Consider the following 26376-nt stretch of genomic DNA (forward strand, 5'->3'; position numbering starts at 1 on the left):
ACCTCTCATTTGTTTATAACTTGTAATTTTTTAATTTACTCGGCCCAACCAAGTTTCGACCTGCAAGTTTCGTAAAAATTATGCTCCAAGGGGTGCACCAGCGTTAATCGGTGCGGTTTTTTATGAATACGGATCACATCCCCTGGCTCAGTGATTATCTGATCATGACCGTCACAAGTTACATAAGGCTTAGTGATATTCTGCCCTCCCACAATGATTTTAAATTCACTGCTGCCCTCTACAACGATCGGGCGGCTGCTCAGGGTATGTGGGTTTAGCGGGACCAAGACAATTGCATCGAGTTTTGGATGCATGATCGGGCCTCCACCCGAAAGTGCATACGCTGTCGAACCTGTCGGCGTAGAAATGATGAGCCCATCAGAGCGCTGCGTATAGACAAATTGACCATCAATGTAGAGGTCAAATTCAATCATACGGATAAATTCACCTGGGTGTAGGACGACATCATTTAATGCAGTGCCCCTGTCAACCGGCTTACCGCCTCTCGCCACAGACATATCCAGCAAGAAGCGGCTTTCGGCCATATATTTGCCAGCCAAAACCTCCCCGACTTTTCGTTCAACCTCATCCGGGGTGATATCAGTGAGAAAGCCTAAACGACCGCGGTTAATACCGAGTAAGGGCACACTGAATTTTGCCAAAGCACGAGCAGCAGCGAGTAGGCTGCCATCGCCACCTACTACAATGACCAAGTCGCAGAGTTCGCCTAACTTCTCTTTTGAAGAGACACGTGCCTTGTTGGCAGATACTGCTGTTGCAGTATCCTTCTCCAACACGACCGCGTAGCCCTCTTGCTCAAGAAAAGCCATAAGGCGTTTGAGTGAAAGCACAGCACTATCACTTCCTGTGCGGCCGATCAGACCGATATTTTGAAATTCCGACACCGCTCCCTCTCAGGTGCCCGAGCCTGGGCCTTACGATTGATACTTTACCTTTCAGACATCGAAGCTGGTACTACACGACGGCGGGAAAAGCTTCTCAAAAAGTGACAGGAGATTATGCCTTAGCTTGCGTTTAGAGTCGAACAAACACACCCGGGGTAGGAGAAATTACCATACGAAGAAGGGAATTTTTAGCCTAGCAGCCTAGTTGAAATCCACGCCGACCCTGTAGTCCGCCGGAGTGGAGCGCCAAAATCTTGGTGCCACAGCTGAAATGACCCTCGTTAGCTTTCTGCGAAATCGCATACAGCAGCTTGGCAGTATAAATAGGGTCTAGAGGGATGCCAGCTTGCATCTCAAAAGCCCGGTGAAACTCCTGTAGTCGAATGGGGTACTTACCATATCCTCCACAATGGAACTCATCAGTCAGCTCAACCTCACCTGCGCTTTTCTTTTTGAGGCCTGATGTATTATATTGTGATAACGCCGCGAACCAATGCCAGGCAGCTCGACGAACAAAGCCTCCCGCTTTTAGCACCTCAACACCATGTACAGGAAAGCTACTTATGGAAGAGTTTAAGCCGCCCAGTGTTAGTCCAGTTCCACAGGCCACCCAAAGCTGGTCAAAGTTGATGGGGACAGTTCCTTCAATAATTTCCCCCAGTAAATGAACTCCTCTTACCCCGGCAAGATTTGCCCCACCTTCCGGCAAATAGGCCCCAATAGCAGAGCCAACACCAACGCGATTGAGAAAGTCTGACTGGCTGCGCTGCCTGTATAATTCACGGGACACGAATATAAATTTCATACCGAGGCGCTCGGCATCTTGAAGCATGGCACTAAGCACCGGTGGGCGCTCACCTCGAACAATACCAATTGTGCGAAAGCCAAACCGCGCTCCAGCAGCAGCAGTGGCATGCAAGTGATTTGACCATGCTCCACCACAAGTGATTAGCGTCTCGACACCCAGCTCCCTCGCTTTAATCAAGTTAAAAATGAGCTTATACGCTTTATTACCTGAAATAAGTGGGTCCAGCAGGTCATCACGACGAATCCAAACCTCAACTCCCGGAAAAAGATTACTTCGGACCTTTTGGTAAGGAATCGCGCGCGCAGCCTCAGTGAAAGCATCCAGATCAAGAGTTGTCAGGTAGGAAACTGTCACGTATCTCCAACCCCTTTAAAAAGAGGCAGTTTGACAGGGTTTACTCCATAAAAGCAGCCCTTTACCGATAAAGACACAATCCCCCCCCCACAAAAAAAGTTCACGAGCAAAGTGTGCATCCCAACCCATCCAGAGCCAGCAATACGATAGAGTCTAACGCCCTCCGTATTAGGTTAGTGCTCGGCACTTAGCCAGAGATCATATGGACGAGATGAAGAGCCCCCCCTAGCGCAGAATGCTGAGGGTAACATACCTGCTGCAAACTCCTTCCTTCCCGCCAACTACCGCAAGCTTGAGCACAAGGAAAAAGAGTTGTGCCACTCACCTCAAATAACCTTAAGGGGCCAAGCAAGGCGCAGCTCCAAAGATTCTCAGAACTAATTGCCACTTCGCCACACACACAAATAAAAAAGGCCCGTACATATGTACGGGCCTTTTATCGTATCTGGCGGACCGGACGGGACTCGAACCCGCGACCTCCGGCGTGACAGGCCGGCATTCTAACCAACTGAACTACCGGTCCTCGGTAGTAAACTTCCATTTAGGAAGTTGGTGGGTGGTACAGGGGTCGAACCTGTGACCTACGGCTTGTAAGGCCGTCGCTCTCCCAACTGAGCTAACCACCCGCTGCTCATCTTCTTAAAGGGCCTTGCCCCTTGAGCGAGGCGCATATTACTGGAATATAATTTCCTGTCAATAATTTTCGCGCCAAGTCCCACTATTATTCATCGGGCATGCTTTCCGAAGGTACAGACACCGGCTGCATCTCCTCCTCCCCAACACTTGCCTCCTGCAATAGCTTGCCCTGTCGATAGTCTGGGTCAATTAAATGACCTGCAATTCGCACTGGGACCCCTTTAGGAATCAACTGCTCTCTTGGGCGGGCCAAATCCTGTTCATTGTAGTTGCATACCCCTGTTGGGAAGATGCGGCGTAAGTCATCGAGACGACCTGATATCTCTTCCGTATGAGAGCCATAGACGCCTTTTGCAAGAGCCCTCTCCACCGGCTGAAGCGCGCACTTAAAGATGTCATCAGTCACTGGTGCTCCGGCCACCTGCCTTGAGGTGCTGTGGGCAGGGTATTCCCGCATACATTTCCCTTTCGACTGGCGGTTCCAGTCTCCATTCCAAACATCAGATCCTGATGCTAGTACATTACCTTCGCTATCAAAGCATTGGTCACTGGCATCCTCAGGTCGATTACCAACTACACCTTTAGCAGGGTCATTAATGATGTTTTGCATCCACCGGTCGACCAGATCAAGCGCATCATCCAATGGGTTGTAGTCTTTGTGACTCATCCAGATCAGTTGATTGTCAGCGTGGCCACGGGCCCTCCGGATACGCTCTCGAGTCGAAAAAGAAGCCGAGCTGTGATGCATATCTGGTTCTTCGTCCAGATAGTGGCGCATATCAATTATCGGAATCTCTACATCCCCAAGGAAAACATGACCAGACCTATAAATCCCCTTGATTGCCTCCAAATCCGCGCGGCTACGCCTAGCTGGGCTCGCCAGAGTCCCCATGTTTAAATTTTGCTCACTCCATACGGAAAGGCGCACAGGAAAAAGCCCACCATTGAGAAACCAGAGCTTTTCTTGCGACTGATTCTGCGGGGCTTTCCACCCACCTATTGCAGCATTGATTTTTAAGAAATTATCGATGCTTATCTCTCCATCAACCAACGCTTTCAACCCATACTGAACCCCTTCGTTATCCCAGGTTGTATTCGCATAGCCATTTTCAGCAGCACCATAGAACTGGCGAAGATTTTCCCAATGTGTCCAATGCACTCTATCCGGCAAATCACCGGAAAAACTTTTAAAGAAGTGTACAAAGTTTGGGTTATTTACCAGTGGCACCAAACCACGCCAACCTTCTACGCATTCAGTTGCGCCGCTTGGTCGTCCCCTATAACGGCCATCAAACAAACCAGCGGCTAAAGTAATCAGCTTGAAGCGGCTATCCGCCTCAGGGTTCGCAGCCAACCCCTGTATCCGTTGACGCTCCTCAACATCCTGCCAGCGGGGGTTGTTAGTATCCAGGACATCGAAAAAATACTCTAAAGGCTCACAGTCAAAGGCATAGATAGTCTGGGTAACCATATCTGGATAGGAGTAAAGTGGTATCGCCGCATCCAGTAGCCCCGGTGCATTTTGCGCCAAGATGTACTGCTGAATAGCACCTCCCGAGCCACCGATACCAACCGTATACATGGGCTCACCATAGAGTGCTTGGAACTGTTTTTTTAGGCGCCGTGCCGTATCCTCTGCCAACCATAAGTTATAGTGATTTCTGGTTTGATTCGCCGTCGAATAAACGATGGCATATCCTCGAGCCAACTGGTCCATTCGCCGAGTTGTCACATCTCCTTTGCTCAAATTACCTTGGCGCCAACCTATACCTACTCCCCCACGAAACTGATATATCAAACGCCGGTTCCAATTGCTGGCATTTGGTTTTTCGGCAGTTTCGCCGTCTCCTCGCAGAGCTGCAATAGCATAATGATGCCGGTTAATCGTGCCTGTTTCGACACGGACAATAAAATCTACTTGGCGACCATTTACTGTTACCTTATCAATATCGTTACGTGCTTCATGTAGGTAATAAAAGCTTCCATCTGTTGTGCTCCTATAGAAGTACGTTACCTCCGTTGCATGGCTACAGTCTCGGCTATAACCAATCACCTCTTTGGTTTTCTTCCCATCTGGACCTAAAGCAAAAATTGGGACCCCCTCCTTGGCCTGGTTATCAACCAATGGCTGCTTATCGGTGATCGCATTACGACCACAAAAGAAGGGGTACTTTGAGGGGCCAGTAAATAACGTTTCTACTGGTCCAACCTCACCAATTGAGATAGGGAATGGAAAATACTCAGGCGGACGTGACATCATTCTAGGGTGAGGCCCCGCATAAGCCGGTGTAGAAGCATAATCAAGAGCGCCAGCCGGCACCCCTATTACTGGAGCATCTGCTTTGCCATGTACTTTTGGCAATTTCGCATACGCGATCCAAGCGACTACCCCCAGCACTCCGAGCAGCGCCAAGAAAAATACAGAGAGAAACCAAGCTCCCCTTGTCGACATAAACGCCTCCACAGCTGTCAACTTCACCAAGTGATACAGCTTGAGTATATGAAGGGATAAAGAGGTCAACCGACAGTTGGCGCCGGGGAGGACTTATAGGAAGGATGTATCAGAAATATCGAACCAAGTAGCCCAACAAATCAGGCAAAGACAAAAAGGAAGCCCATCAGGCTTCCCTTATAGTTTGCTTCATAAAAGTCAGCTTAATCCTTGGCAATAAGACCTTTCTCTTGCAGGGTAGAAATAATCACTTCCACCTCTTGCTCCAAGGTCATTTCTGCTGTATTGAGACGCAACTCAGGGGAAATAGGCGCTTCATAAGGGTCATCAATTCCAGTAAAACCCTTAATTTCACCCGCACGAGCCTTTTTATAAAGGCCTTTAGGGTCACGAGATTCTGCCTCCTCCAGTGGACAGTCTACAAACACCTCCAAATAAGGCAGATTGCCATCCTCATGCATCTTTCTAACCATATCGCGATCTTCTCGATATGGACTAATAAAGCTACTGAGAACCACTATCCCAGTGTCCGCAAACAGTTTGGAAATTTCACCTACACGACGGATATTTTCTTTGCGATCTTCAGCAGAAAAGCCTAGATTTGAGTTGATTCCCAAACGTATATTGTCACCATCCAAGCGATAGCTCAGGACATCTCGCGCAGCCAAAGCCTTCTCAACCGCTACTGCTACCGTGCTCTTGCCGGAACCCGACAGGCCGGTGAACCAAAGGGTCACGCCTTTGTGACCAAGAATACTGGCCCTGTTGTCACGAGTTACATCGCCATCATGCCAATGTACATTGGTCGCCTTGCGTTCAACTGTTGTCGTCACCGATCACTCCAAGATTTTGATTCAACTCCTATTCCCTCTTCAGTGAGAGGTTCGCAAGAAACCACTCCCCCAGAGGCTAGACGGCCAATTATCAGGCATTTGAAGCATTAGCGTAAAGGCTTTGCTTATAGCATATTAAACCACATATAGTAGTGGATGTGCATAAGTACCTCTGGCCACTTATTTCTAAATTTTGACCTCAAGCAAGAACAATGGCACCCAAAATAGAAAAATTTGAGGTGTTAAACCCTAAGAAAAAGCGCCTTTTTCCCTGGTCGAGAAGTAGAGACTATTTTTCCATTGACTGTTGTGGGCCAGCAAATAGATTTAACCTAAATTTGGTAATGATTATAATCTTATTGAAAGCATCATAAATTCAATGCCTCAATACTGTGCACTTTCAAATAAGTTTCATTAAACAACAATCAGTATTAACCAGGTAGCAACTAAAGCATATCTCATTGCGCTCTATATTGCAGTTACAGCACATATAAACAATTAAATATTACGTTATAAATCTAGCCTCATTTCATCTAATGACATTATGCAAGCATAGACAACTATACCTTTAAATATTTCGCATCCCGCATATAGAAGTGCCACGTAAGGACTATGGCACAACCTAAAAGAGCGTTAGCAAACAAGTAACCCTAAAAAGTTATAAGGTGGGATAAACCCTTTGATAATTAGCTAATATTCAAAAGGGAGATTATCTTTTAGTAGGCGCCATGCTTCACTCTCCAATTACATATGTAAGTAATATCACACATATAAATTTGTGCTTACTTAGTGCCTTCTCGTAAGCGAGAGATGACCATTTCTCCCCCTATTTTCAAAACTAAACCCAGTTACACCCTACTCAATAAAAAACGTCAAATATAGAAAATGACACTATGACCATGATAACCTCTGGTTTGAACCGGCATGAAATAGCCCTGCATTTAGTGGGGCTTAGCTTTATAAAAGGAGGCAATTAGCCGATGGCAAAAAGTGTTCTGGATAGATTCAAAATTCGTAAAGGAAAAGTCTTTGAGGCACCGCTAGAGGGGGCCTTTGGCCGCCTGGTTACACCTTTTGAAGAATTTATCCATCGCCAAAGCAGCAGTGGTATCTTACTGATGCTCTCTGCAATGGTTGCACTGATTGTTGCCAACTCCCCTCTACAGGATGCTTACAAGCACCTGCTCCATATGCCTGTCAGCATTGGCACTGGTGACTGGGTGCTTTCTCTATCACTACATCATTGGATTAATGATGGCCTAATGGCCATCTTCTTTTTCTTGGTAGGGTTAGAACTTAAACGTGAATTTTTAGTTGGGGAACTCTCAGATCTACGCCAAGCAGTCCTGCCCGTGATGGCAGCGGTTGGCGGTATGGTAGTTCCAGCCTTGATTTATAGCTCCCTAAACAATGGCGACATCGCAGAACGCGGTTGGGGCATCCCTATGGCTACTGATATCGCTTTTGCCGTGGGCTGTATAGCATTACTAGGAAACAGAGTCCCAAGGGCTGTGGTAACTTTTCTGGTAGCCCTAGCCATTGTAGATGACCTAGGAGCAATTCTTGTAATTGCTATTTGGTATACAGAGCAAGTGAACACTACCGCTTTAATGGCCTCCGGATTTCTAGTTGTAATCATGGGCTTACTCAATGCCGCCGGGGTTCGCCGCTCTTCTGCCTACGTCTTTACCGGTATTTTGCTCTGGTACGGACTTTACAAGGCAGGCGTTCATGCCACTCTAGCAGGCGTAATTACGGCAATGGCACTACCTGCCAAGCCAAAGTATGATCCTGTAGCGTTCAGCACCTTTGTTAAAGATATTATCCGCAGCTTCGATCGATACTTTCGCCCCGGTGATAAGATCATTGCAAACGATGCCCTCCATGCACGTGTAATGGCCTTGGGTAACGGTGTAAATCTAGCTCAGTCCCCCCTACAGCGTATGGAAACCCGCTTACATATTCCGGTGGGCTTTATAGTAATTCCAATTTTCGCACTGGCTAATGCGGGCATCCCTTTCGATAGCTTTAGTAGTTCAGCAGCGGTACTCAACCCAGTAACACTCGGTGTCATTAGCGGCTTGGTTGTTGGCAAGCTAATTGGCATTGTAGGCGCAACTTGGATAGGCTGGAAACTTGGCTGGGGCAAGCTACCCAAGGCTGCGAACTTTCAGCATATCGTAGGTGTGGCATTACTCGCCGGCATTGGCTTTACTATGTCTATCTTTATAGCCGAGCTGGCATTTAGCTCCCAGTACGAACTTCTGGTGCAGGCGAAAGCCGGTATCCTACTAGCTTCTGTAATCGCCGGAGTTGCCGGCTTCCTAGTTCTACGCAATGCACCTATCTCTGAAGAGCAAGAGGATGAATTCAAGGAAGCTGAGAACTCAAATTCTGGACTGCCGCCTCATTCCGTCTCGTAGCAGGGTAGATTTGTGGTAGGCCTAAAATTTCCGCTTTAAATCGTACAACCGGAGCCGAGTAACTATAATCAATAGTTACTCGGCTAAGATTTACTCACATAACAATTACTTAGATAACAGCACCGGCTAGCTTTGGTAGCGAGCAACTCAACTAACAACAACAAATAATTTCAGTGTCAATTAAATTCGCACTAAAGTTACATCACAATGAGCATAATTTACGATACTATTTGCTGTAGAGCCTATTAGAGAGCTTATACCTTTCTTAGAGTGAGTCCCGAGCACGATTAAATCTACACTTCTTTTTTCAGCTTCCTTGCAAATCACCTCATAGGGCTTACCTACTTTCAGGATTCTATTTTTCTTAGAGATACCGAAATCTGAAACTATCTCCTCAAACTTCGGAATAGCATCCTCTTTAAGCTCTCGCTGATAATCCTTAGGCAAAAAGCTGTAGGGAAGCACATTTAATACGATTAACTTACTTTCATGCTGGCTTGAAAGTTCTACAGCCCTTGAAAGCACAAAGCGCCCTTCTTTGGAAGCCTCTATAGCGCAAAGAATTGTTTTATACATCTAACCCCCTCCCCATATTATGATAACTAAACACTACTAAAAACAGCAGATCAACACAAAACTCCAACTGCTAGATTCATTGTCACACCGAAATCCCCCCTAAGCACCCACCAAAAATCCAAATACATCAATTTCCAGCCTACTCATTACGGCATCTCTGTATTTGTAACCAGATCCAAACCATTCAATCAGGAAGGTACTTAATTCATCAGGAATTGGGGCTAAAAGAAGCCGCCTTGGAACCAACTAAGTATCACTAGAGTACCCAAAATACAATAAGGATCCAATTCACTTTAAAATTTTTTACATTTCAACCTTCCATAGCCTTTAAAAATAAAGTGATCAGTTAACGCTCACCAGCATCAACAAGCGCTCGATAAATTCGGCCTGGATAATCGCCAATAATCCCATCTACACCCAATGATATACTACGCTCAATATGGTCTTCATTGTTCACTGTCCAAAGGTCCACAGCCACTCCTTTTTTCTGAAAAAAGCGTACATAGGGCTTGGTCGTAATACTATATGGCAATTGTGCAACATCAAACTTGGGCTGAAAAGCCCAGCCAAAACCCGTACTCCAAGCAAGACTTGCTTCGATAAGCTCACTTATAGTTGCGCTGGTTCTAACCTGACCCCCGCTAAGTTCACGGAAGTACTTCATGGCTTTACTATGCTGGCTAGCAACAGTAACTTGCTTCTCCATACGGTAATCTGCAATGACTTGCCAAAGAGCCTCAGAAAGAGTCTTATCATTGGGCTTAATCTCTATATTAAAATAGCCATCTGGGTAACGCTCAAACAATTCATTGAGAGTTAACAGAGTGAGTCCTTGCCCCCTAAAAGGGTAGCTACTGCCATTATCTAATGTGAATTCGTGACCAGCATCAAGGGTTTTAATTTCACCCAACGTCAAATCCGCAATTTTTTCAGGTATCCCAACATTATCCTTAAGATCTGAATCATGATTAATGATGACAAAATAGTCTTTCGACAGATGAACATCTAACTCTAGTATATCGGCACCTTGCTCCAATGCTCTATCAAACGCCAGCTCTGTACCTTGAGGATATTCACCAGATGCCCCCCTATGTGCGAGAATCTCAATAGAAAATGCCTGATTACAATATCCAACACACAAAACACAGAATGCCAATGCACGCATAAATATCTTCATCTTTCAAACCCATTTTATGTTAAAGGAGAAGCCTTTCAATAAATAGCCAAAATATCTTCATCGCAAGCAAACCAAACCGCCACCTTTCAAGGCAATCGTCAAGTTTCAATTAGGCTTTTATTTACGACCAATTCAGCAGAATTAGCTAAACAACAATTAAATATTTTCTAGCAAGCCTTATCAGCTAACTCACATCATTGTCATAAGCGATATAATTTTTTCCAAACCAGCCCCACCTTAACTCTCCTCGTTAAATTAGTACAACTACAACTTCTCCCAACAATAGGTACCAGCTCACAAGTTTCTATTTTCTAATACCGCCATACTACTTCAGGTAAAAATATTCGCCAAAATTGAGACATCAAATTAAACATGACGCCTAAGAAATCCGCCAGAAATAGATTATAGCGCCACTAAACTATCAACATTTTGATATGAGACAGAACGTATGGAGACATACCCGCAAATAAAGCGCTAACAACTGAGCAATAAAAATTTAAGAGCTTAAAGCCATACTGACAGCCCAGCAAGAGAGAAAAAGGTTTAAAAAGGAGCTCGACCTCTTGGCACTCAACAAGAAGAATCGCACACGCTGAGAGACTGATTAGCTTGAAGCTAGCCCGCAAAGTGATTGAAGCATATCGGGCATACCGTTTCGAATATAGCAGAAAGAAAAACTCCTCTGAACTACCTAGAATGCAGCATCACTTCCAAGTCACTGAGCCCTTCTAACGCAGCCATAGCTCAGGAGAAAGCCACAAAATCGTCAATTTACCTTATCGACAGGGATATCAATCGTGAGTTTCAAAGTTAGACGGCAAGTGTGTGAGACCGGCTTGGTATGCAAGTATTCCTAAATCTCATCAATACAGAAGCGAAATAATTGCGCACTTAGACACGCCAAATGAACTTAACCGCCAGTTTAATGCAGAGAAGCCCAATCAAAATTTAGCGCGTTGATACTACCTATATCTGGGCTTGGTTAAGACTGGTGTTGCCTAGCAACCACCATCGATTTGCATGCTCACATGCATCGTCAAATGGTCCCTCTCAAAGCAAGCAAATGCCACATTAACAACAAAGGCCTTGGTAATGGCCCGGGAATATCAAGAAATACCCAGTGGAGCTATGCTGCTCTTAGATCAAGGCAGGCTGTATACGAGCCTTTGATCATTCCTTAATGTATTACTACAACTGGAAGCGCCTCCTGGTCGAATATTTTGTTGATTCGATCCATCTCCTATATAGCCTCCCTTATTCTGAACAATTGCCCTGGTGGTAGTAATCTCGATATGCCCCATTCCTTCTTTCATAGAAAGTCACCCTGGACGGTTTAAATTCGCAATAATCTTTCCCCTCCCGATCGTACAATTACGAATGTCATCGATGGAGTAAGGAGACTGTATAACAGCTTTGCTGCTCTGTTGAAGTAAAGGGTAACTAAAGAAGCATTTATTAGTGGAGTAACAATATTAATTTACACTTAAGAACTTTTGCCCTCTCATTTAGATGAAAAGCAGGAAAACACAGTGAAGTATCGCATGATAGAGAAGCCTCCTAATAAGTTATTAAATTCGTCTTGGGGGCAAATGTCGTACCCTCTCGATGTAGCCTAAAATGCATTCTGGCTGCCATTTAAAATAATTATTTAATCTAGGAGTTTCCGAATGGTTGCTTTAAGAGGTTCTACAAAAATTCCACCTTATCAACTCACAGAACACGACGAAGACTTACAAGACAATCCACCAAGCACTGGGTTTGCCGCAAGAGGCAAAGAGGGCAAAGCTAGAGCACGTGCATTAGCGCGAATTAACGTTGCAACTGGCTTAAACCTAACAATAGATGACTTTGAGGTAACTATGACGGCTTCAGGCGATACTAGTCGATATACACCAGTTGAGTGGAAATGCTCACGAACGGTGGGGCATGGTACTCGGGAGCGCACCTGGTCTCTTATTATAGATATGGATGACATCCCACCAGGTGCCGCAAGTAATGGGCCCGACCGTCCTCACATTGGATATTCGTATTGGTGCAACGGTTACGATCCTATAGGAAGGGTTAACGGTCATATCTTTATCGAATACGTATCTGCATCAAGACTAACCGAGTGAATAAAGGGAGTGGCTTGAGCAGTCCAGCAAAACTCAAGTCACTCCCAAGGGAAATCTTCCCATCTAGCGATTCAAGTAGGCAATGTAAATACTTACCGCACATTCAATTTTCTCTGGACACCATTGTCCCCTATAAACAAAGAGCCACTGCTATTTTTTTGCTGATTCAACCCATCGTCTATATGGCTACTTCTACTCAGAAGCATTGTCCTGAAGTGAATTAAACCCAGTACACAACTCAATTGCCTGAGGCTACCGACACCTTTTGCGCTAAGATACAGTAGAAGATAGCCATAACCGAAACTTAGATTACAACAATTGTATAGTTAAATGTGATGAGGCTCTTTATTGGTTTTAATAACCTCTCTAACCGTTGCACCACCAATATCTCTGCAAGTTTGACCATTACTAAAATAAAGCTTGACAGCTTCACCCCTAACCACTGGGCGAACAAAACGCCAAGGCCAAAATCCGAAACGCTGAGAGCCGACATAATTTATTACTGCATTAGCTCCTAAGGCATCAGCCTTATCAGCAAATACCTGCAAAACATCAGTTACACTGCCATAAGAATTTTTACCTATTTTAATTCTTTGGATCTTTTCATATTTTATATCTGATGCTGGGTGCCCCGTAACTAAGCATACATCCAGTGAGTCACTCGCTGAAACTGGTACTGAAGCAAGCATTAAAGTTGCAATTAAGCCTAAATTTTTCATTATCACTCCCTAAAACTAATAAAACCAAGTGTACATAATTCCCAAATCGACCGCACCCAAAAAAATGATAAAATTAGACGATATAACACCAAAAAAGTACAATTTCTTGCCAGCTGCATTTTTTCAAGACAGAGTTCAAAATATTCCCTTTCAACTCCAAGATTCCCTCAAAACGGTAAAGCTAAGATCTGACCATTTCTGTGCGGATGGCTTACCGACTTAAAGCCTACAGAAAAATGTTAAATCAACCAATTAGACAAGGCTTCTACAGAGATATTTCAGAAGGAATAGATATGATAAAAACAGCTGTGCGGCGCTGCATCCACTGCCACTTCTTTGGCGTGTCCAACGCACAGACACCATCACACTTGGGGATTTTCTTGGCCGCGCGGTTGGCGAGCTTGACCAGGGTTTTACTGGGCGCAATACCCACACCCACGGACATACAGATATTACGTCAGAGGGTATTGCGGATCTTGCGGCCGTAGTCCTGCCAGTCCTCCTGCAGCCCGTGCAGGTCCAAAAACATCACGTCGATGCTGTAGACCTCCACATTGGGACTGAACTCCCTCAGTATTGTCATTATCCGGTGGGAGATATCGCCATACAGAAGGTAATTGCTGGAGAAGCTAGCCACTCCATGCGCACGCAGCAGGTGCTGGACCTTATAGAAGGGCTCCAGGTCGCCAATACCTAATAACTTCGCCTCCTTGGAGCGCGCCACCACAAAGCCGTCGTTATTTGAGGGCACCACCACTGGGCTCCCGCGCAGATCGGGCCTGAATATCTGCTCACTGCAGTCCACCAATACCAGCATTCAGCGCGGCCGGTAGTAACGCACCGAAGCCTTTACCCCCCCTCCACAATCAATTCCTGCCCCTCCCAAATAGGGATCGGCGCGTAGTCATCATTCGCAGATAGCAGCCGCCCCTGCTACTGGTCCAGCACCTTGCAGGTCAGCTGCCCATCCAGGGCCACCACCACATCGCCATGGGTAGGCTTTAGCGAGCGATCGACAATCAACTAATCCTTGTCAAAGATACCGAGCCCCATCATGGAATCCCCATTTGCCCACGCCATAAAGATCGCCGCCGGCTTGTTGTTCATGTGCTCATCCAGGCTGAGGGCCACCTCCTCACCAATCAGCTGCAGCAAGGCGGTGCGCGCATTCTGATTGGGGCAGCCAACCACCCATTCCAGGCCCGCACATAGATTATTAACGTGGTGAAGTTGTTGAACGTGAGCGGTCAAAGGCATGGTCTACCTCCTTGTAGGAACGACAAACCCTAACCACCAAAGGCACTGACCCCGGTGGCTTACCCCCACCAAGGTCCGCTACTGATTTATCGGGGCTTTAGGCGATAAACACCGATCAAAAGCCTTGCCCCGTCGAACGGCATGACGAAAAACGAGGTACGCAACAGCATAGAACACTGCGATACACAAACCAGTATCGCTGGCCACCATATCCCAAAGCTTTGAACGCGAACCCGATTCCGTTAAAAGCAATACAGGAGCCGCGAACTGGAAGAAGAAATTGTGAGCAGTGTGGGCGATGGTGGCAACCCAGACTGATCCAGAGCGCATTCTGAGCTCGCTGAATACAAAGCTCATGGCGATAATACCGAGGCCATAGATCAACGCCATGAGCAACGTATAATCTGTCTGGTAGAAACCTCCGTAAGCAATGAGTGGAAGATGCCAGGACGCCCATACAAGTCCGCTGACGAGATAGGGGTTCTTAACACCACCACTTACCAACTTTGGCAATAGGAATCCGCGCCATCCGAGCTCTTCCCCAAATGCGCCGATCAGGCCAAGCACTAAGACGGACAGAAGAACAGGGCTGAGTTGGATCAGTTGCTCCAATGACACCAGCGAGAATTGCCGGATATCGATGGCTGCAGATACCAGACCCGTTAGCAATACTAATAGGAATGGAATTGCGACTGCATAGACGTAGTAGCGTCCCTTTCCGATCCGAAAGCTGACATCTTCATATCCAGATTTCAGGATGAGCCTCAGCACTATTGAAAGAGAGCCAGGGATGCACATCAGGGCGACTATCCAAAGCGGGCCGAAATGCCTGACACCCCCGCTGGCGATGATGAACGCCTCCAAGCTCCAACTAATTGCAAGCACCAAGACGATAAAGACTAATGCTTGGTTTCTATCCCTCATCATACCTACGTGTGTTCAACGGCTAACACCTTACTCAGCCACCATCGGAATGGAGCCGCTTTGTGCTAGCGTAGCGTACAGCACAAAGGGAGAGCAGTGTAAGTGGTCAGATGCAGTAACTCCTTATGAGTTTTTCTCTTCACTATTTTCGTAATACGACTCAGACACTTTTATTGCTTTTGTATACGCTTTAAAACCATCGAAAAGCATATAGCTTCTAACTTGCGCCCATTCAGCTGCGCCAATATGACCAGCATTCCAACCTGACTCACTGCATCCAACTGAAATCTCACCAACAATAAATAGTTTTCCACCTTGATATTCAAAGCGTGGATTGTGCAAATCATGACTGCATTCCAAGTCTGTCAAACGCATTGAAATACATTTACCAGAAAAGTCTGAGATATTTTCTTTGTCCATACTCATTAGTACTACCTTACTTTACACATAACGCCGCCAACAGCGGGCGAGCGTAGCGGGGTCCAGCCAGTTTTGCTGGCGATACTGCCTGGCCTTGCTAAGTATTGAACCTTGCTACGATAGATATACATTCTGACAAAGAGACTTCCTTTGCCCACTTGATAGATTGCTGTATTTCTGGCTCGTGCCGCTCAAGGGCTTCATTAGACCAATATTACCTTGATGTACCGATCGGCAAATGATCGATTTCTGAAGCGACACCAGCAATTGCCAGAAAATCTTTATCATCTTCGGGCAGACCGACTTCAAACCTTAGTAAAGAAAGTTCAATTGCTCCCTCAAGATAGTGAATAGAGCCATCAATCATTCCGCTTGCGAATTCAACGGCACGCTTACGCTTCTCTTCGAGATATTCCTCGTGGCTAATTTCCATAGGATGCTTAATGCCCGAGTCATTTGCCACAGCGAAGCGAAGATCAAATGCACGCGCTTGTTATAAGCTTTTACTGCACATTTTTTTAAGTGTAAAAAGCTAATACTCTTTCAATTTACGGCGCGATAGCTCGGCAGTGCGCCAAATCGTTGGTGGATAGTCTTTGCTTCCCACAGACCAGATTAGAGTATCATCGGTAATTTTCACCGATCCATTTACAGGTCGTGCCTGATGGTTACTATATAGAGTTAAAATCATATTTTCATTCGATTTAAACGTACCGATCACCTTTGGGTCATTTATATCGTCTAAAATGGAGCCATCGATCTTCGCTCTACTCCGCGTTGTACCATAAAAATAACCACACACGTCTATGCCATCTCTGATGAGGACTAGCTCAAAGATATCCGCTGGTTCACCATAACTGTTTTTGATAGTACTCTCAGCTATCCATGCACCACCAATCTATCCAAAAGCGGAAATCGATAATAGCGAAATTAGAAGTAGAAATGCTGGCTTCATGGAACGATTCCTTAGCTTATAACAGTGTATTCAAAAGCAGCTGTAATATATCTACAGACCTCTTTCGGCAACGATTTAAAAAATCCTGTAAGAACATTAGACTACTGACAGTTGGCACCAGCGTACATATGTGGATGTATTGCAGCCACATCATATCCCGACATTTTCGCTGCTATATATCATTTTGAAAACCCCTTAAAAATCGAAAGGTTAGTACTTTTTTCATGTGGATAGATGAAGGTGTTTTTATCTCGGATATATAAAGCGAGTCAACTTGCCTGATTACCCCAAGGCAGCCCATAAAACGCTCACCTACTAGGTTTCGTCATAGCTGTAATAGAACGATGCACGGCCAGGCGGTTGACCACCTCAACAATACAGCTCGCTACTGAGTCAGCCCTCGCGGCCTGCTGCAGAGTTACCAGAACAACCTAATAAGTACAATTGCACTAAAAATAATGATTTATAAATTAAGACAACTATTGCCCCATAAATAGATTTTAGGTATTTTCAGTTGGCCTGATAATTGCCATATGGAAGTCACATGAATACTTTAAGTTTCCATAGACTCCACACCAACCTTTTTGAATGCTCTTTATTTTTTAGTTAAAAGGAATACATGATGAATGTAGAAACTGATATCAAAGCTGGGACAGTAGAAGGTGGGACAGGCGGAGTCAGACCAGAGCCTGGGCAAGGCTAGTGATTAGCCGCTAAAGCCAGGTCAATAAAAACCTCGTGTTGCGACTCGAGGTTTTCAAGTGCTTATTTACTGCTTTAATAGGCTATCTCCTCCTATCACAACCATCCTCATCCACTCGGAATGGTCATAGCCGCAATGGAACTATGTAAGGCTAGAGGGTTAACCACTTCAACTGCCTACGAGATCAGCGGCCCTACTCAGCTATACCTCCAGCCGCACGACGACATCCCCCTTTTAAGGAAAAATCATGGACGAATTCGAACTTGGAACAAAAATCATTCGCACTGCCGTTGTCACGATAGCCTTTTTCCTAATTAGCGCTTTTATATTCTGGCGGGTAATAAAGCCATTAAAAATGGTTTGACGGCGGAGTTCCTGAGAGAAAAGTCCCTTACGACCATAAGATGAAGGCGTATGAAAACGCCGTGCTTTTGATACATGGCCTGGAGTCGAAACTAAACCGCCTTCTAACGGAGTTCGAGAAAATAAGAAAAGGCGATAGTTCAGACCGCAAAGTTACACAATCCAAAGAAGCCTTCATCACGCGCTTTAATAAAGTTGATGACAAGCTGGAGAAACTGACCCTGCATTTCGGGCCAGAAGTACATAGGCTGATTGAAGACCTAAGGAAATCAACTAAGCTTGCCGCGCAGTCGGTTGGGATTTTGGATAAGGATCAAGAGCATTTTCAGCGACTTCAAAAGAAGTTAGCTGCCCTTTTAGAAGTCATCTTTAGAGATGGACAAAACCACTATAATACTCTGTCAACCAGCGCAGCTAACTAAGCACCGTACAGGGTTAAAAGGCCAGTTTTCGGTTCCGATAAAATACCCCCTATTTCCAGCTGCAGCAGTATCCAGGGCGGGGTCTAGGGTGCCTTTCTGGGCGTAGGGGATGCCGTTATTCGGTGTGTTGATCATGATTTTTTCCTGCTTATATGGTGATTTGTGCGGACGGGCCTGGGCCGGTGATGCTGCTTAGCTGGCTGACGGTGATCGTGGCGGTGCTTGGATCTGCAATGGATAAGGTGGTTGCGGTAGTTCGCAGCCGCTCGCAGCCAAACTCTGAAACTGGCACCTACCGTAAAAAACTGAGCTTTGTAGTGCTGGCAATAGCAGGTTGAGAAGCACCAACTAGACATACAAAACCCGATTGAGTGGGCTGGTCATCAAGAGAGATATCAGCAGCCAAGGTATAACCCCCTATGAAATTTCAGATATCTGTTAAAAAACTCGGTCCGAATCACCCGTGTGTTGGTCCCCTCAGGAGGACCCGCTCAACGTTTCTTTGCGTCGCAATCGCATGGTCCATGGTCTTATCCAGTTCAATCGGCAGGTGACGCAGCGCTATGCCTTCAGCTATTCGGATGAAAGGGAAACGTTTGCGGTAATCTGGCTTGCCTTTGGGGAAAATCAGGATGGGCTTAACCACTGGCCGGCGTTTATCGTCTGCCCTCTTCCATACTCCTAAGACACCATTAACTTTGCCAACGAAATATTTACCCTTCTTACCCTGCGAACTACCTGCACCACCAGCAGTACCAGAGCTGCCCCGCAATTCAGCCAGGATTTTTTATAGGCTCCGACCGAGATATTCCCATGCTTGTTTAATCTTGCCGCCTTGCCATGTACCACATACATACCAGCAGGCAGAACACCCATATGCCAAAGGGCTCGCTCAAAGCACTTGTCGTTCCCGTTCATATCCATGACCGAAGGGGCCAGGTATTTGCCGGGTGCAGTACCGTTGAAAACCTGATCACGGATAAAGACTTTGGCAATACCTGAACACTTCGTGGCTTTCTTTACCAATACGGAGTTCAGCGTTAACTTTGCTGGGTTTGTAAATACACGCCCCATAGCTGCACCCTCTTCTCCCCGGATTCGTAACGCCACATTATTGAGTGCGACAGAACTGGCATAAGGTAATTGCTTTTTTAATTCAGCAGATGCTTGATCAAACTTTGAAGTATCCAGCTTTACACTAACGCCCATCGTGCCCGCCCTGCAGCTTCTAGCGCTTGTGGTTGTAGTTGTGGTTGTGGTTGTGGTTGTGGTTGTGGTTGTGGTTGTGGTTGTGGTTGTGGTTGTGGTTGTGGTTGTGGTTGTGGTTGTAATACCAATTAACCATTAAACCTGCTGCAGCTATCAGCACACCAGCAAAGCCAAACCAGTTGTTTGCGAGCCAACCCGCTAAAGCTCCGGCACCAATAGCAGTCGTATAGCCAGCCTTATCCGCTATTTCTCTCAGAGCATCCTGAAGTGTCATGACTGCTTCCAGGCAATAGTTGCCTTCTCAACGCTGCGCCCCACCACATAATCTCCGAGGCCGATTTTTACTATTTCCAGAAGGGCGAGAGTCTGGTTCTCGCTGAGGTTTGGCGCTGTCCACCCCAACCAATGAAAGACGGTCAGCCCCACGAATGTGAGCATGTTACTGGCCGCCAGTTTCTTTGTAGCCATGACTCTCCTCCAGCTTCTGCAGTGATTACCTGGGTAGCCGCTCTCAACTCCTCCAGGTCCATTGAGATTAACTTTGAATCCACCTGCGCCTTTAAGCGGTTGGCTTCTGTCTTACCTGGGAATGCCTTATCTATGACCTTGCCGAGTAAATTTGATATGAATGAAATCTTTAATAGCTCCAGATTGTGGGACGGGTACATTTGACTTGCACCAGTTAAAAGTTATCCAGACGTAAAAAAATCGGCTCAGTGGCCGGTTTATATGGTTAGGTACCTGCTAGAGACAACAATCGCAAGGTAGCTTATTTATACTCCCAAAACGCAGAAGTACCAAAAAGGTGTCAGCCCAAAATAATAAAGAAGTGGTCGATTGTGCTTAGTCTTATTAGCTGCTGATGTTTTGCAGATTTGATAAAAAGTCATTTTCCTGGTCTGTGTTTTCAAATGATGATTTAGGAATAATGTTAAAAATCAAATCTGACTGATAAAGCATGATAATCCGCTTGCTTTCACGCCACTTGACATAGTCTGACCATTTGATTTTTGCTACCCCTCTTTCGTTAATTGCGTTAATGCCCTCACGATCCCATTCGAATTGAGCTGGAAGATTTAAGCTCTTTTGCTGCCGATAAATTTTATTACACTTGTAGCGCAGATAGACCAAATAATAGCCAAAATACCAAAGTAGCCAGCCAGAGGCACTACCAACGGCGATTGATAATTCAACGTTTAAAGCACTATATAAAAAATAGGCAAGCCAGACTGTTAAAAGCGCAATGATAAAAAATTTGCTTACACTAAGCTTCTGATGAACCCATTGGGAATGATAGTAGTCATCGGGTGTTATCTTAACTTCGATTTTATTCATACTTATTGCTAACATTTATATACTGATGATCTTGACCACTATTATCCTGATCACTGCCTCGGAAGCAATTCCGCGTCAGTTTTCCAAAGTAATCTTTCAAATCAGACTGCCGAACAAATTTTATACACTTCAGCGGGACGGCTAGTAACTTCAGACTGTAGGGCGGGTACGCTCGCCCGGCATTGATTCAAGGTCATCCAGGTGAAGGAATCACCTTTTGAATGCCCCCTTTTGCCATACCCCTATAACGGTGAAACCTTCCTCCTGGGTGATTTTAATTAACCGGTAGGCCCTGCCTGACGCCACCTGAACATCAATAGCCTGCCCGGTGGTATGGGTCATGGTGGCATTTAATCGAGCGTTATGAACTGGGCAGCGGTAATCGGAGTTAATAATCATCGGCTTGCCAAAGCGCTCTCTAACTTGGATCAGGCGTCTGAGCGTTTCATCTTTAAAATAATTTTTGCCACAACAACGACAGGCCAATTCCAACTCTGTGAAATAGTCATTATCAAACATGGAAGCACCAGAAATAAAAAAACCCGCACAGGGCGGGTTTATTTTTATAAAATAAGTGTCACTACAGAACGATTTTACTAATATTTTTTAACTGATTTAAATAAACAGCGTATCTTAAAGCTTAAATCAAAAATAAGGATGCGATTAAAGCTCGTAAGCTTCCCTCAGCATATCTTTAAGATAAATATGATGTGTTTCAAACTCCATACCTTGCGCGTCTTTAGATTTAATACTGACAGCTATTTCATCACCATCAGGCCCAGGCATTGTTGAGACTTCTAGCTTGTATGCCTCAAAAAACTTTGACTCATCGCCGTAGGGTGCGTGAAAATGAAAAACTTCTTTCCCTTCTCCAAACCACAGCAATTCGATAACAAATGCCATATCACCATTGCTTGAATTTGGATCAACAGCTGGATTATCTTTAAGCGACAACTCAACCTGACTGCCATCAACTGTAAACGATTTGACATCAACAACTTTGCTTGGAGTCGCATCAACTAATTGTCCATGAACAGAAAATAGTCTTTGTTCAAAATTTAGTGAACGCTCTTCCCCAATAAAATTTTCAACTTCAGAGACAAAGCCTTCAATGTGAACCATTGCATTATTTGGATTTCCAGCATTGAAACCATCTACTGCAATATCAAGCTGACGATACACCCAAACATCATCCACGGTAGAATAAAATCTCCAACCTTGATCATCTGCCTTGAAATTACTTATTAACAAACCGGGCGCATGAGGAAAATTAATTTCTAACGAAGTAAGCATTGCGGGTACTGAATGATTCGCTTGATCAACGGTCAAAATCACAGAACTAGCGCCATTCAAATTTAGGCCAGGATACTGTATTTCACCGTTAGATGAATGTAGATCTTGAAGTTCATACTTGAAAGTTTTTGCTTGCGCACCGAAGGCTAATAGAGCCACAGAGACAGCTACTATTTTAATGGTATTTCTAAAAAACATAAAAATTCACTGAAAAATAAATTGAATTAATCGCTCGAGAAGAAAGTTAACCTTATAACACACATCAAAACCCAGTACCTGATCACACTTTTCGAAAAATCTAATCAAAAAATATATAAAGTATGAGTTAAAGCCTACAGAAGCTTATCAACGACAGTAAAGCTTAATTAAATAATAAACACAAAAAAACCGGCTTAGGGGCTGGTTTAAGAAAGGATGATCGGTCGCCATACATACAATTCGACAGCTTACCCAAGATTATTCTTTTGATGGCTAGCTGTCAATAAATACAGTTTTATATATGCACAGAGTAGAAATTAGCGTGCCAGTAAATCCTAAAAGCCTCTAATAGCATCTAGATCACCAGCTCATTCGCAGATATTCGCTTTTTCCGAAATGCCATGTTTCCTAAGAAGCTTTGCATATTCACCTGTAGAACAAAGACGGGCCAGCCCTTTATTGAACTCATCTCTGGTCTTTTCATCCTTAAACGCCATTTTAAATTTCGAAACCGGTAAAAAGACTTTATGAGTATCCACCTCATCCATTGAGTGCCCCTGTTTCATGGAGAAGTGAGCAAATATACTCTTATCGATAATGGCAATAGAATCTTCGTTCTGCCAGAAATCCCGGACCTGATCTCGTGAATCCTGTATCTCGACATAATTTTTGCTACCTGCCCCTCCAGGCGAGAAAAGGCGCTCAAATTCTGGCCCTAGATCTAGGTGAGCCCCCTTCCAGGCAATGACATGGTGCCCTACAAGGTCGCTCACATTATCTATTTTAATATCTTCACTCTTGCGGCTAATTGCGTAATTAACAAATCCAACATATTTCTTTGAGAAAAAATGGCCACCCGTCTCGCCATGCTCATACACATTTGTCTCAGCATCTGCTATGCCATTTTTAATAGCATTTTGAATATCCCCCCAACCCATCTGCAAGAATTTTATTGAATACCCAGGTAATGCCTGCTGGATTATTTCGACTTCGAGCCCGCTCTTCGCGTTATCAGCAACATAAGGAGGTGCATCATTAGCTATAGCGACCTTTAACTCCGACGTATTAGCGAATAAAGGTAACCCAAGCAATAATTGGAACAAGACTAGTAGCTTTAAGGTCTTGTTTCGCATAGTAAAACTCCTTAATGGCAGGAAATTCTTAATACTTAAATAGCAGGTTAGGCCAAAACATAGATACTATGTAAAAATACGATATCGAATACAATCGACTTTAACTGTTAATAAGGCTTAATAATTAAGGCGCCAATGGCCAGAGCAAATTGGTATAATAAAAAATTGTACTTAATTAACTGGAAGGGAAAGGGCCTTTCCTCATCCCTGCTAAAGCCTCTCTCGCATCTTGTAGCCCACTTCTATGCTGGACTCAATGATTTGGCATAGAATCTTAATGCTAGCTACCGATTTTTTTGCCACCTTTGCCACCTCCTGCAACTCCCATCTTCGGAAGTAACGGAGCCAAAATACTGTTAACTCAATTCTGGCCTTATCTTGGTTATTGCGCCCCTTTACCGCTCGTAGTTACATACCAACAACTTGATCAGCTTCCTCCGACCCTCCTTCGTTCACAGGTTCTGGATTCTCTCGATAATTTGACTTCATATTCCTAGCAAAGGAGGACATACGGGGCCAGGATACTGAATCTCCTGCTCTCTCCGGGAATGATAAGAATGTCCCGGTCGAAGATTCCCACCCCTTGCATAGAGTCGCCATTGGCACGAGCCATGAACGTCGTCGGGCCGCTGGTTATTAAATGATCATCTAGACTGAGGGCTTCTTCTTTGTAGTCGTCTGCCGGTGAGGGGGAGCCGCAGCTGACGCCGCTGCCGTATAGAGGGGTAAGTTTCACCGTAATGCTAGATACTACTTATACATACAGTGTCGAAAGGCTGGGAGCCGTCAGGCGAGGGGGCGCATGACCACAGCGCCACCTCTTGACCTTGCCTGACTACTTTAATAATTCTCTAAGCTGTTCTTGCTTCTCATTAAGAGTGTTTAGCTCATCAACCAGGGTGTTGGTTGCTGCATCTAGGTTGTTTATCTGCACCTTTAGCATATCCCTTATTTTCGGGTCGGTAGTGTCTGCGGTCATCTCAATAGTGTTCAAGCAAGCGCGTATCTCGGCTTCAACATCTATAAATGTCATGGTCCAACTCCTTCTTTCCGGCGACACAGGAGCAATTTACCAAAATACTGTGTAAACATACAGAATAAAAAAAGAATGAATTCGGCGCCTATTCCGTTCCGCACTGGAAGTAAGGGTATGCATGAAACATGGGTGCTGAATGAGAAACTGGAGGATACTCCCGGGAGAGTGCTTGAAGGTATACCTCACTCACCCAAAAAGACTGGTTGCTAGGCTGACTCGTTCTCACAAAAGGTCAACCCAGCACACAACACTCTTTTGACTAGAGTGAAATTTTCATAGCCTTGTGTAATCTAGTTCTTATTGCAGCGTTCACATGGCCGATTAGAATCGCCCTGAGTTCTAATATAGCCCAGGTTTACCGCCGCAGTATAAGTACCATCTGATAGGACGGCATCAATTTCATAGAGATCATCGCCACCAGGGACTGATATATTTCCGGTGACAGTACCACTTAAGCCATTGATAGTGACTCCTCCAGCGCTACCAGTTGTCCCATAGAAATCAGACCTCCAGCGGAATACAATTGCCATAGACTTGTTTTCTTTGGCAAACTTGGAATACTCATCTACGGTATAACTTATTTTTGCTGTTCTATTAGATGAACTAAAAGAAAGCAAACTCATTTTAGGTTTATTTTGAACCGAAACGTCATTACAAATTGTTTTGGCTGACAAAGGATCTCTAACTGTCACCCAGTGTGGTCCTCTGGTCGTAAATGTAATGGACTCTTTGGCTCTCCATTTAAAATCCTGATAATTATACTCATCCCATCCCATAAATCCGGTAGAGGTTGAGAAGGTTGCCTTTTTCCCGCTGTAATCAACATGCCGGGTATCGTGATAAAAAGTTGTCGGTACGCCCACAGCTGGATATTCGCTTCCCTTAGGATAGCTGCTTGGATCATACCCACTTGTAGAACACGTTGCAGAAAATACAGCCGAGGAAATTGTTAACCCTAATACCGCAGAGGTTATTTTAATTATTTTATTCATCAAAAAATCCATTTAACACTTTAAAACAGAGCGCGAAGAATACACAGACAAACAAAAAAGTAAAACTTTTTTTAGACCAAAGAAACCCTTCCTTTCAAAAGGTTTTTCAGCCTTTTGTACACTAGTACAAAAACATCAATAAGATCACTACAACGAAAAGCAACTCGAAAAACTTTAGCAACTCATGAAGTGATAGATAAGCCCGCCGATGATTCAACGCAAAAACAAAACGCACCAAACCAAGAAGCTTAACCAAAATAAATCCATTTTTTATGATTTAAATTTCCGCTGTATATTTACGATCAAATTTCACTAGGATGTAAAGTGTTACAAGGATTTTGGCATGTCCGTAGAATATCTTTTTGAGTACCATCCATATCGCGGGGGCAATAACCCTAAGCATCTAGTTTTAACACTAGCTCTCTGCAAAACTGCTTCTTAATGGAAATAGTTGAGATTCAACGCGGCAATCCAGAGTATCCAGTCGGCCTGGAACATACTCCCAATCCGTCGGCAACACTGTTTGCCCGCGGCAATGTCAGCCTTCTAAATCGGCCAGGCGTTGCGATTGTTGGATCTCGAGACGCTTCTCCAAACGGCCTGGAGATTGCTCGAGGAATCGCAGGTTACATCACCACTAAGGGCAATGTTGTCATAAGCGGACTAGCCCTGGGGATTGATGCCGCAGCCCATGAGGGCGCCCTGGCAGCCGGGGGAGACACTATCCCTGTGCTTGCCCATGGCCTACACACTGCAAACCCTCGGGCAAACTATAAGCTAGCAATGCGAATACTCGATACTGGAGGCCTCTGGGTATCCGAACACCCTGAAGACGTATCACCCCAAAGACACTTCTTTGTAGCAAGAAACAGAATTCAAGTTGGCCTGTCTAAATCTTCTGTCATCGTGGAGTCTGCGGCATCAAGTGGGACTATGAAACATGTAGATTTCTACCTGCAGGCCCCCACCCCCTCTTTGCTGTTGCCCCTCATAACCCTGAGGATTCGCTAGGCTAAACTGTCAGGGCCCAATGAAACTCATCAATGAAGGGAAGGCGACAGCCCTAAGAACTAAGTCAGACTACGATCTCCTAGAGCTGTAACTACCCTACTCTTCTAAGAGAACCAGTTATTGGGCTG

At 44.9% G+C, this 26376-nt stretch carries 29 protein-coding genes and 2 tRNA genes; 5 read left to right on the forward strand and 26 right to left on the reverse strand.

The genetic code is table 11. The annotated features are described in order from the left end of the window. Nucleotides 1-35: 35 nt before the first annotated feature. The 6 genes from ACJJIJ_RS09385 to cysC form a co-directional block, all read right to left on the reverse strand. Nucleotides 36-905: an NAD(+) kinase gene (locus ACJJIJ_RS09385; RefSeq protein WP_252081993.1), complete on the reverse strand. Its 870-nt coding sequence runs from the start codon at nucleotides 903-905 to the stop codon at nucleotides 36-38. A 193-nt stretch (nucleotides 906-1098) separates the two neighbouring features. Continuing rightward, nucleotides 1099-2067, reverse strand: a complete 969-nt coding sequence (locus tag ACJJIJ_RS09390; RefSeq protein ID WP_444939377.1) for a 1-aminocyclopropane-1-carboxylate deaminase/D-cysteine desulfhydrase — start codon at nucleotides 2065-2067, stop codon at nucleotides 1099-1101. A 446-nt stretch (nucleotides 2068-2513) separates the two neighbouring features. Continuing rightward, nucleotides 2514-2590 (reverse strand) — tRNA-Asp (locus ACJJIJ_RS09395). Between the two features lie 27 nt (nucleotides 2591-2617). Beyond that, nucleotides 2618-2693 (reverse strand) — tRNA-Val (locus ACJJIJ_RS09400). Nucleotides 2694-2788: 95 nt separating this feature from the next. Further along, nucleotides 2789-5155: a DUF6351 family protein gene (locus ACJJIJ_RS09405; protein WP_444939378.1), complete on the reverse strand. Its 2367-nt coding sequence runs from the start codon at nucleotides 5153-5155 to the stop codon at nucleotides 2789-2791. 203 nt (nucleotides 5156-5358) lie between these two features. Then, nucleotides 5359-5988: an adenylyl-sulfate kinase gene (gene cysC / locus ACJJIJ_RS09410; RefSeq protein ID WP_252081996.1), complete on the reverse strand. Its 630-nt coding sequence runs from the start codon at nucleotides 5986-5988 to the stop codon at nucleotides 5359-5361. A gap of 980 nt (nucleotides 5989-6968) precedes the next feature. Between cysC and nhaA the strand changes: the two genes are divergently transcribed. Next, nucleotides 6969-8411 carry a Na+/H+ antiporter NhaA gene (nhaA, locus tag ACJJIJ_RS09415; protein ID WP_252081997.1) on the forward strand — a complete coding sequence of 481 codons (1443 nt, stop codon included), beginning with the start codon at nucleotides 6969-6971 and terminating at the stop codon, nucleotides 8409-8411. 180 nt (nucleotides 8412-8591) lie between these two features. On the opposite strand, the gene ACJJIJ_RS09420 is transcribed toward nhaA, so the two are convergent. The 9 genes from ACJJIJ_RS09420 to ACJJIJ_RS09460 all read right to left on the reverse strand — a co-directional run bounded on the left by ACJJIJ_RS09420 (nucleotide 8592) and on the right by ACJJIJ_RS09460 (nucleotide 16031). Beyond that, on the reverse strand, nucleotides 8592-8987 hold the full coding sequence (locus ACJJIJ_RS09420; protein ID WP_252081998.1) for a universal stress protein: 396 nt from the start codon (nucleotides 8985-8987) through the stop codon (nucleotides 8592-8594). Nucleotides 8988-9333: 346 nt separating this feature from the next. After that, nucleotides 9334-10164 carry a glycerophosphodiester phosphodiesterase family protein gene (locus ACJJIJ_RS09425; protein WP_252081999.1) on the reverse strand — a complete coding sequence of 277 codons (831 nt, stop codon included), beginning with the start codon at nucleotides 10162-10164 and terminating at the stop codon, nucleotides 9334-9336. A gap of 2440 nt (nucleotides 10165-12604) precedes the next feature. Further along, a complete protein-coding gene (locus ACJJIJ_RS09430) occupies nucleotides 12605-12997 on the reverse strand; it encodes a hypothetical protein (RefSeq protein WP_444939379.1) in 393 nt (130 codons plus the stop codon). A 265-nt stretch (nucleotides 12998-13262) separates the two neighbouring features. Then, a complete protein-coding gene (locus ACJJIJ_RS09435) occupies nucleotides 13263-13442 on the reverse strand; it encodes a hypothetical protein (RefSeq protein WP_252082001.1) in 180 nt (59 codons plus the stop codon). Nucleotides 13443-13454: 12 nt separating this feature from the next. Next, entirely contained in the window at nucleotides 13455-13814 is a 360-nt protein-coding gene (locus ACJJIJ_RS09440; RefSeq protein WP_444939380.1) for a Y-family DNA polymerase, read from the reverse strand. Nucleotides 13815-14020: 206 nt separating this feature from the next. Beyond that, nucleotides 14021-14254 (reverse strand): hypothetical protein, encoded by a 234-nt coding sequence (locus ACJJIJ_RS09445; protein ID WP_252082004.1) that lies wholly within the window; start codon nucleotides 14252-14254, stop codon nucleotides 14021-14023. A 78-nt stretch (nucleotides 14255-14332) separates the two neighbouring features. Then, entirely contained in the window at nucleotides 14333-15181 is an 849-nt protein-coding gene (locus tag ACJJIJ_RS09450; protein WP_444939381.1) for a CPBP family intramembrane glutamic endopeptidase, read from the reverse strand. 120 nt (nucleotides 15182-15301) lie between these two features. Continuing rightward, nucleotides 15302-15604 carry a hypothetical protein gene (locus ACJJIJ_RS09455; RefSeq protein WP_252082006.1) on the reverse strand — a complete coding sequence of 101 codons (303 nt, stop codon included), beginning with the start codon at nucleotides 15602-15604 and terminating at the stop codon, nucleotides 15302-15304. 208 nt (nucleotides 15605-15812) lie between these two features. Then, nucleotides 15813-16031, reverse strand: coding sequence for a hypothetical protein (locus tag ACJJIJ_RS09460; RefSeq protein WP_252082007.1), 219 nt, complete (start codon nucleotides 16029-16031; stop codon nucleotides 15813-15815). 1629 nt (nucleotides 16032-17660) lie between these two features. Here ACJJIJ_RS09460 and ACJJIJ_RS09465 point away from each other — a divergent pair. The 3 genes from ACJJIJ_RS09465 to ACJJIJ_RS09475 all read left to right on the forward strand — a co-directional run bounded on the left by ACJJIJ_RS09465 (nucleotide 17661) and on the right by ACJJIJ_RS09475 (nucleotide 18726). Beyond that, nucleotides 17661-18041 (forward strand): hypothetical protein, encoded by a 381-nt coding sequence (locus ACJJIJ_RS09465; RefSeq protein ID WP_444939382.1) that lies wholly within the window; start codon nucleotides 17661-17663, stop codon nucleotides 18039-18041. 182 nt (nucleotides 18042-18223) lie between these two features. Continuing rightward, nucleotides 18224-18379, forward strand: coding sequence for a hypothetical protein (locus tag ACJJIJ_RS09470; protein ID WP_444890092.1), 156 nt, complete (start codon nucleotides 18224-18226; stop codon nucleotides 18377-18379). Nucleotides 18380-18504: 125 nt separating this feature from the next. Then, complete coding sequence (locus tag ACJJIJ_RS09475) at nucleotides 18505-18726, forward strand: hypothetical protein (protein ID WP_444939383.1); 222 nt, start codon at nucleotides 18505-18507, stop codon at nucleotides 18724-18726. On the opposite strand, the gene ACJJIJ_RS09480 is transcribed toward ACJJIJ_RS09475, so the two are convergent. The 11 genes from ACJJIJ_RS09480 to ACJJIJ_RS09530 form a co-directional block, all read right to left on the reverse strand. Beyond that, the gene (locus ACJJIJ_RS09480; protein WP_444939384.1) at nucleotides 18723-19250 is read right to left on the reverse strand and encodes a hypothetical protein; all 528 of its coding nucleotides are present in this window, start codon (nucleotides 19248-19250) and stop codon (nucleotides 18723-18725) included. The genes ACJJIJ_RS09475 and ACJJIJ_RS09480 overlap by 4 nt on opposite strands. A gap of 19 nt (nucleotides 19251-19269) precedes the next feature. Beyond that, entirely contained in the window at nucleotides 19270-19524 is a 255-nt protein-coding gene (locus tag ACJJIJ_RS09485; protein ID WP_444939385.1) for a holin, read from the reverse strand. After that, nucleotides 19521-19718: a hypothetical protein gene (locus ACJJIJ_RS09490; RefSeq protein WP_444939598.1), complete on the reverse strand. Its 198-nt coding sequence runs from the start codon at nucleotides 19716-19718 to the stop codon at nucleotides 19521-19523. Before ACJJIJ_RS09490 ends, ACJJIJ_RS09485 begins: the two co-directional genes overlap by 4 nt. Beyond that, the gene (locus ACJJIJ_RS09495; RefSeq protein ID WP_444939386.1) at nucleotides 19667-19918 is read right to left on the reverse strand and encodes a 3TM-type holin; all 252 of its coding nucleotides are present in this window, start codon (nucleotides 19916-19918) and stop codon (nucleotides 19667-19669) included. The genes ACJJIJ_RS09490 and ACJJIJ_RS09495 overlap by 52 nt, the downstream gene beginning before the upstream one ends. Nucleotides 19919-20102: 184 nt before the next feature. After that, complete coding sequence (locus tag ACJJIJ_RS09500) at nucleotides 20103-20585, reverse strand: YcxB family protein (protein ID WP_252082015.1); 483 nt, start codon at nucleotides 20583-20585, stop codon at nucleotides 20103-20105. Between the two features lie 210 nt (nucleotides 20586-20795). Beyond that, nucleotides 20796-21104, reverse strand: a complete 309-nt coding sequence (locus ACJJIJ_RS09505; RefSeq protein WP_252082016.1) for a D-Ala-D-Ala carboxypeptidase family metallohydrolase — start codon at nucleotides 21102-21104, stop codon at nucleotides 20796-20798. 144 nt (nucleotides 21105-21248) lie between these two features. Continuing rightward, entirely contained in the window at nucleotides 21249-22076 is an 828-nt protein-coding gene (locus tag ACJJIJ_RS09510) for a hypothetical protein (protein WP_444939387.1), read from the reverse strand. Nucleotides 22077-22444: 368 nt separating this feature from the next. After that, complete coding sequence (locus ACJJIJ_RS09515; protein WP_444939388.1) at nucleotides 22445-23209, reverse strand: substrate-binding periplasmic protein; 765 nt, start codon at nucleotides 23207-23209, stop codon at nucleotides 22445-22447. 493 nt (nucleotides 23210-23702) lie between these two features. Then, nucleotides 23703-23945 carry a LexA family protein gene (locus tag ACJJIJ_RS09520; RefSeq protein ID WP_444939389.1) on the reverse strand — a complete coding sequence of 81 codons (243 nt, stop codon included), beginning with the start codon at nucleotides 23943-23945 and terminating at the stop codon, nucleotides 23703-23705. Nucleotides 23946-24044: 99 nt separating this feature from the next. Then, the gene (locus ACJJIJ_RS09525; protein ID WP_252082020.1) at nucleotides 24045-24242 is read right to left on the reverse strand and encodes a hypothetical protein; all 198 of its coding nucleotides are present in this window, start codon (nucleotides 24240-24242) and stop codon (nucleotides 24045-24047) included. A gap of 293 nt (nucleotides 24243-24535) precedes the next feature. After that, nucleotides 24536-25237 (reverse strand): hypothetical protein, encoded by a 702-nt coding sequence (locus ACJJIJ_RS09530; RefSeq protein WP_444904995.1) that lies wholly within the window; start codon nucleotides 25235-25237, stop codon nucleotides 24536-24538. A gap of 441 nt (nucleotides 25238-25678) precedes the next feature. On the opposite strand from ACJJIJ_RS09530, the gene ACJJIJ_RS09535 reads away from it, so the two are divergent. Beyond that, nucleotides 25679-26248 carry a DNA-processing protein DprA gene (locus tag ACJJIJ_RS09535; protein ID WP_444939390.1) on the forward strand — a complete coding sequence of 190 codons (570 nt, stop codon included), beginning with the start codon at nucleotides 25679-25681 and terminating at the stop codon, nucleotides 26246-26248. Nucleotides 26249-26376 lie beyond the last annotated feature (128 nt).

This window comes from Microbulbifer mixtoriginis (SeqCode) (genome assembly GCF_052467945.1).

What these genes read in the sequence shown, in the direction of transcription:
- ACJJIJ_RS09405 (WP_444939378.1), bottom strand. Translation starts at nt 5,155, where the DNA reads ATGTCGACAAGGGGAGCTTGGTTTCTCTCTGTATTTTTCTTGGCGCTG.
- nhaA (WP_252081997.1), top strand. Translation starts at nt 6,969, where the DNA reads ATGGCAAAAAGTGTTCTGGATAGATTCAAAATTCGTAAAGGAAAAGTC.
- ACJJIJ_RS09420 (WP_252081998.1), bottom strand. Translation starts at nt 8,987, where the DNA reads ATGTATAAAACAATTCTTTGCGCTATAGAGGCTTCCAAAGAAGGGCGC.
- ACJJIJ_RS09425 (WP_252081999.1), bottom strand. Translation starts at nt 10,164, where the DNA reads ATGAAGATATTTATGCGTGCATTGGCATTCTGTGTTTTGTGTGTTGGA.
- ACJJIJ_RS09430 (WP_444939379.1), bottom strand. Translation starts at nt 12,997, where the DNA reads ATGAAAAATTTAGGCTTAATTGCAACTTTAATGCTTGCTTCAGTACCA.
- ACJJIJ_RS09435 (WP_252082001.1), bottom strand. Translation starts at nt 13,442, where the DNA reads ATGTCCGTGGGTGTGGGTATTGCGCCCAGTAAAACCCTGGTCAAGCTC.
- ACJJIJ_RS09440 (WP_444939380.1), bottom strand. Translation starts at nt 13,814, where the DNA reads ATGCTGGTATTGGTGGACTGCAGTGAGCAGATATTCAGGCCCGATCTG.
- ACJJIJ_RS09445 (WP_252082004.1), bottom strand. Translation starts at nt 14,254, where the DNA reads ATGCCTTTGACCGCTCACGTTCAACAACTTCACCACGTTAATAATCTA.
- ACJJIJ_RS09450 (WP_444939381.1), bottom strand. Translation starts at nt 15,181, where the DNA reads ATGATGAGGGATAGAAACCAAGCATTAGTCTTTATCGTCTTGGTGCTT.
- ACJJIJ_RS09455 (WP_252082006.1), bottom strand. Translation starts at nt 15,604, where the DNA reads ATGAGTATGGACAAAGAAAATATCTCAGACTTTTCTGGTAAATGTATT.
- ACJJIJ_RS09460 (WP_252082007.1), bottom strand. Translation starts at nt 16,031, where the DNA reads ATGGAAATTAGCCACGAGGAATATCTCGAAGAGAAGCGTAAGCGTGCC.
- ACJJIJ_RS09465 (WP_444939382.1), top strand. Translation starts at nt 17,661, where the DNA reads ATGAAGGCGTATGAAAACGCCGTGCTTTTGATACATGGCCTGGAGTCG.
- ACJJIJ_RS09480 (WP_444939384.1), bottom strand. Translation starts at nt 19,250, where the DNA reads ATGGGCGTTAGTGTAAAGCTGGATACTTCAAAGTTTGATCAAGCATCT.
- ACJJIJ_RS09485 (WP_444939385.1), bottom strand. Translation starts at nt 19,524, where the DNA reads ATGACACTTCAGGATGCTCTGAGAGAAATAGCGGATAAGGCTGGCTAT.
- ACJJIJ_RS09490 (WP_444939598.1), bottom strand. Translation starts at nt 19,718, where the DNA reads ATGGCTACAAAGAAACTGGCGGCCAGTAACATGCTCACATTCGTGGGG.
- ACJJIJ_RS09495 (WP_444939386.1), bottom strand. Translation starts at nt 19,918, where the DNA reads ATGTACCCGTCCCACAATCTGGAGCTATTAAAGATTTCATTCATATCA.
- ACJJIJ_RS09500 (WP_252082015.1), bottom strand. Translation starts at nt 20,585, where the DNA reads ATGAATAAAATCGAAGTTAAGATAACACCCGATGACTACTATCATTCC.
- ACJJIJ_RS09505 (WP_252082016.1), bottom strand. Translation starts at nt 21,104, where the DNA reads ATGTTTGATAATGACTATTTCACAGAGTTGGAATTGGCCTGTCGTTGT.
- ACJJIJ_RS09510 (WP_444939387.1), bottom strand. Translation starts at nt 22,076, where the DNA reads ATGTTTTTTAGAAATACCATTAAAATAGTAGCTGTCTCTGTGGCTCTA.
- ACJJIJ_RS09515 (WP_444939388.1), bottom strand. Translation starts at nt 23,209, where the DNA reads ATGCGAAACAAGACCTTAAAGCTACTAGTCTTGTTCCAATTATTGCTT.
- ACJJIJ_RS09525 (WP_252082020.1), bottom strand. Translation starts at nt 24,242, where the DNA reads ATGACATTTATAGATGTTGAAGCCGAGATACGCGCTTGCTTGAACACT.
- ACJJIJ_RS09530 (WP_444904995.1), bottom strand. Translation starts at nt 25,237, where the DNA reads ATGAATAAAATAATTAAAATAACCTCTGCGGTATTAGGGTTAACAATT.
- ACJJIJ_RS09535 (WP_444939390.1), top strand. Translation starts at nt 25,679, where the DNA reads ATGGAAATAGTTGAGATTCAACGCGGCAATCCAGAGTATCCAGTCGGC.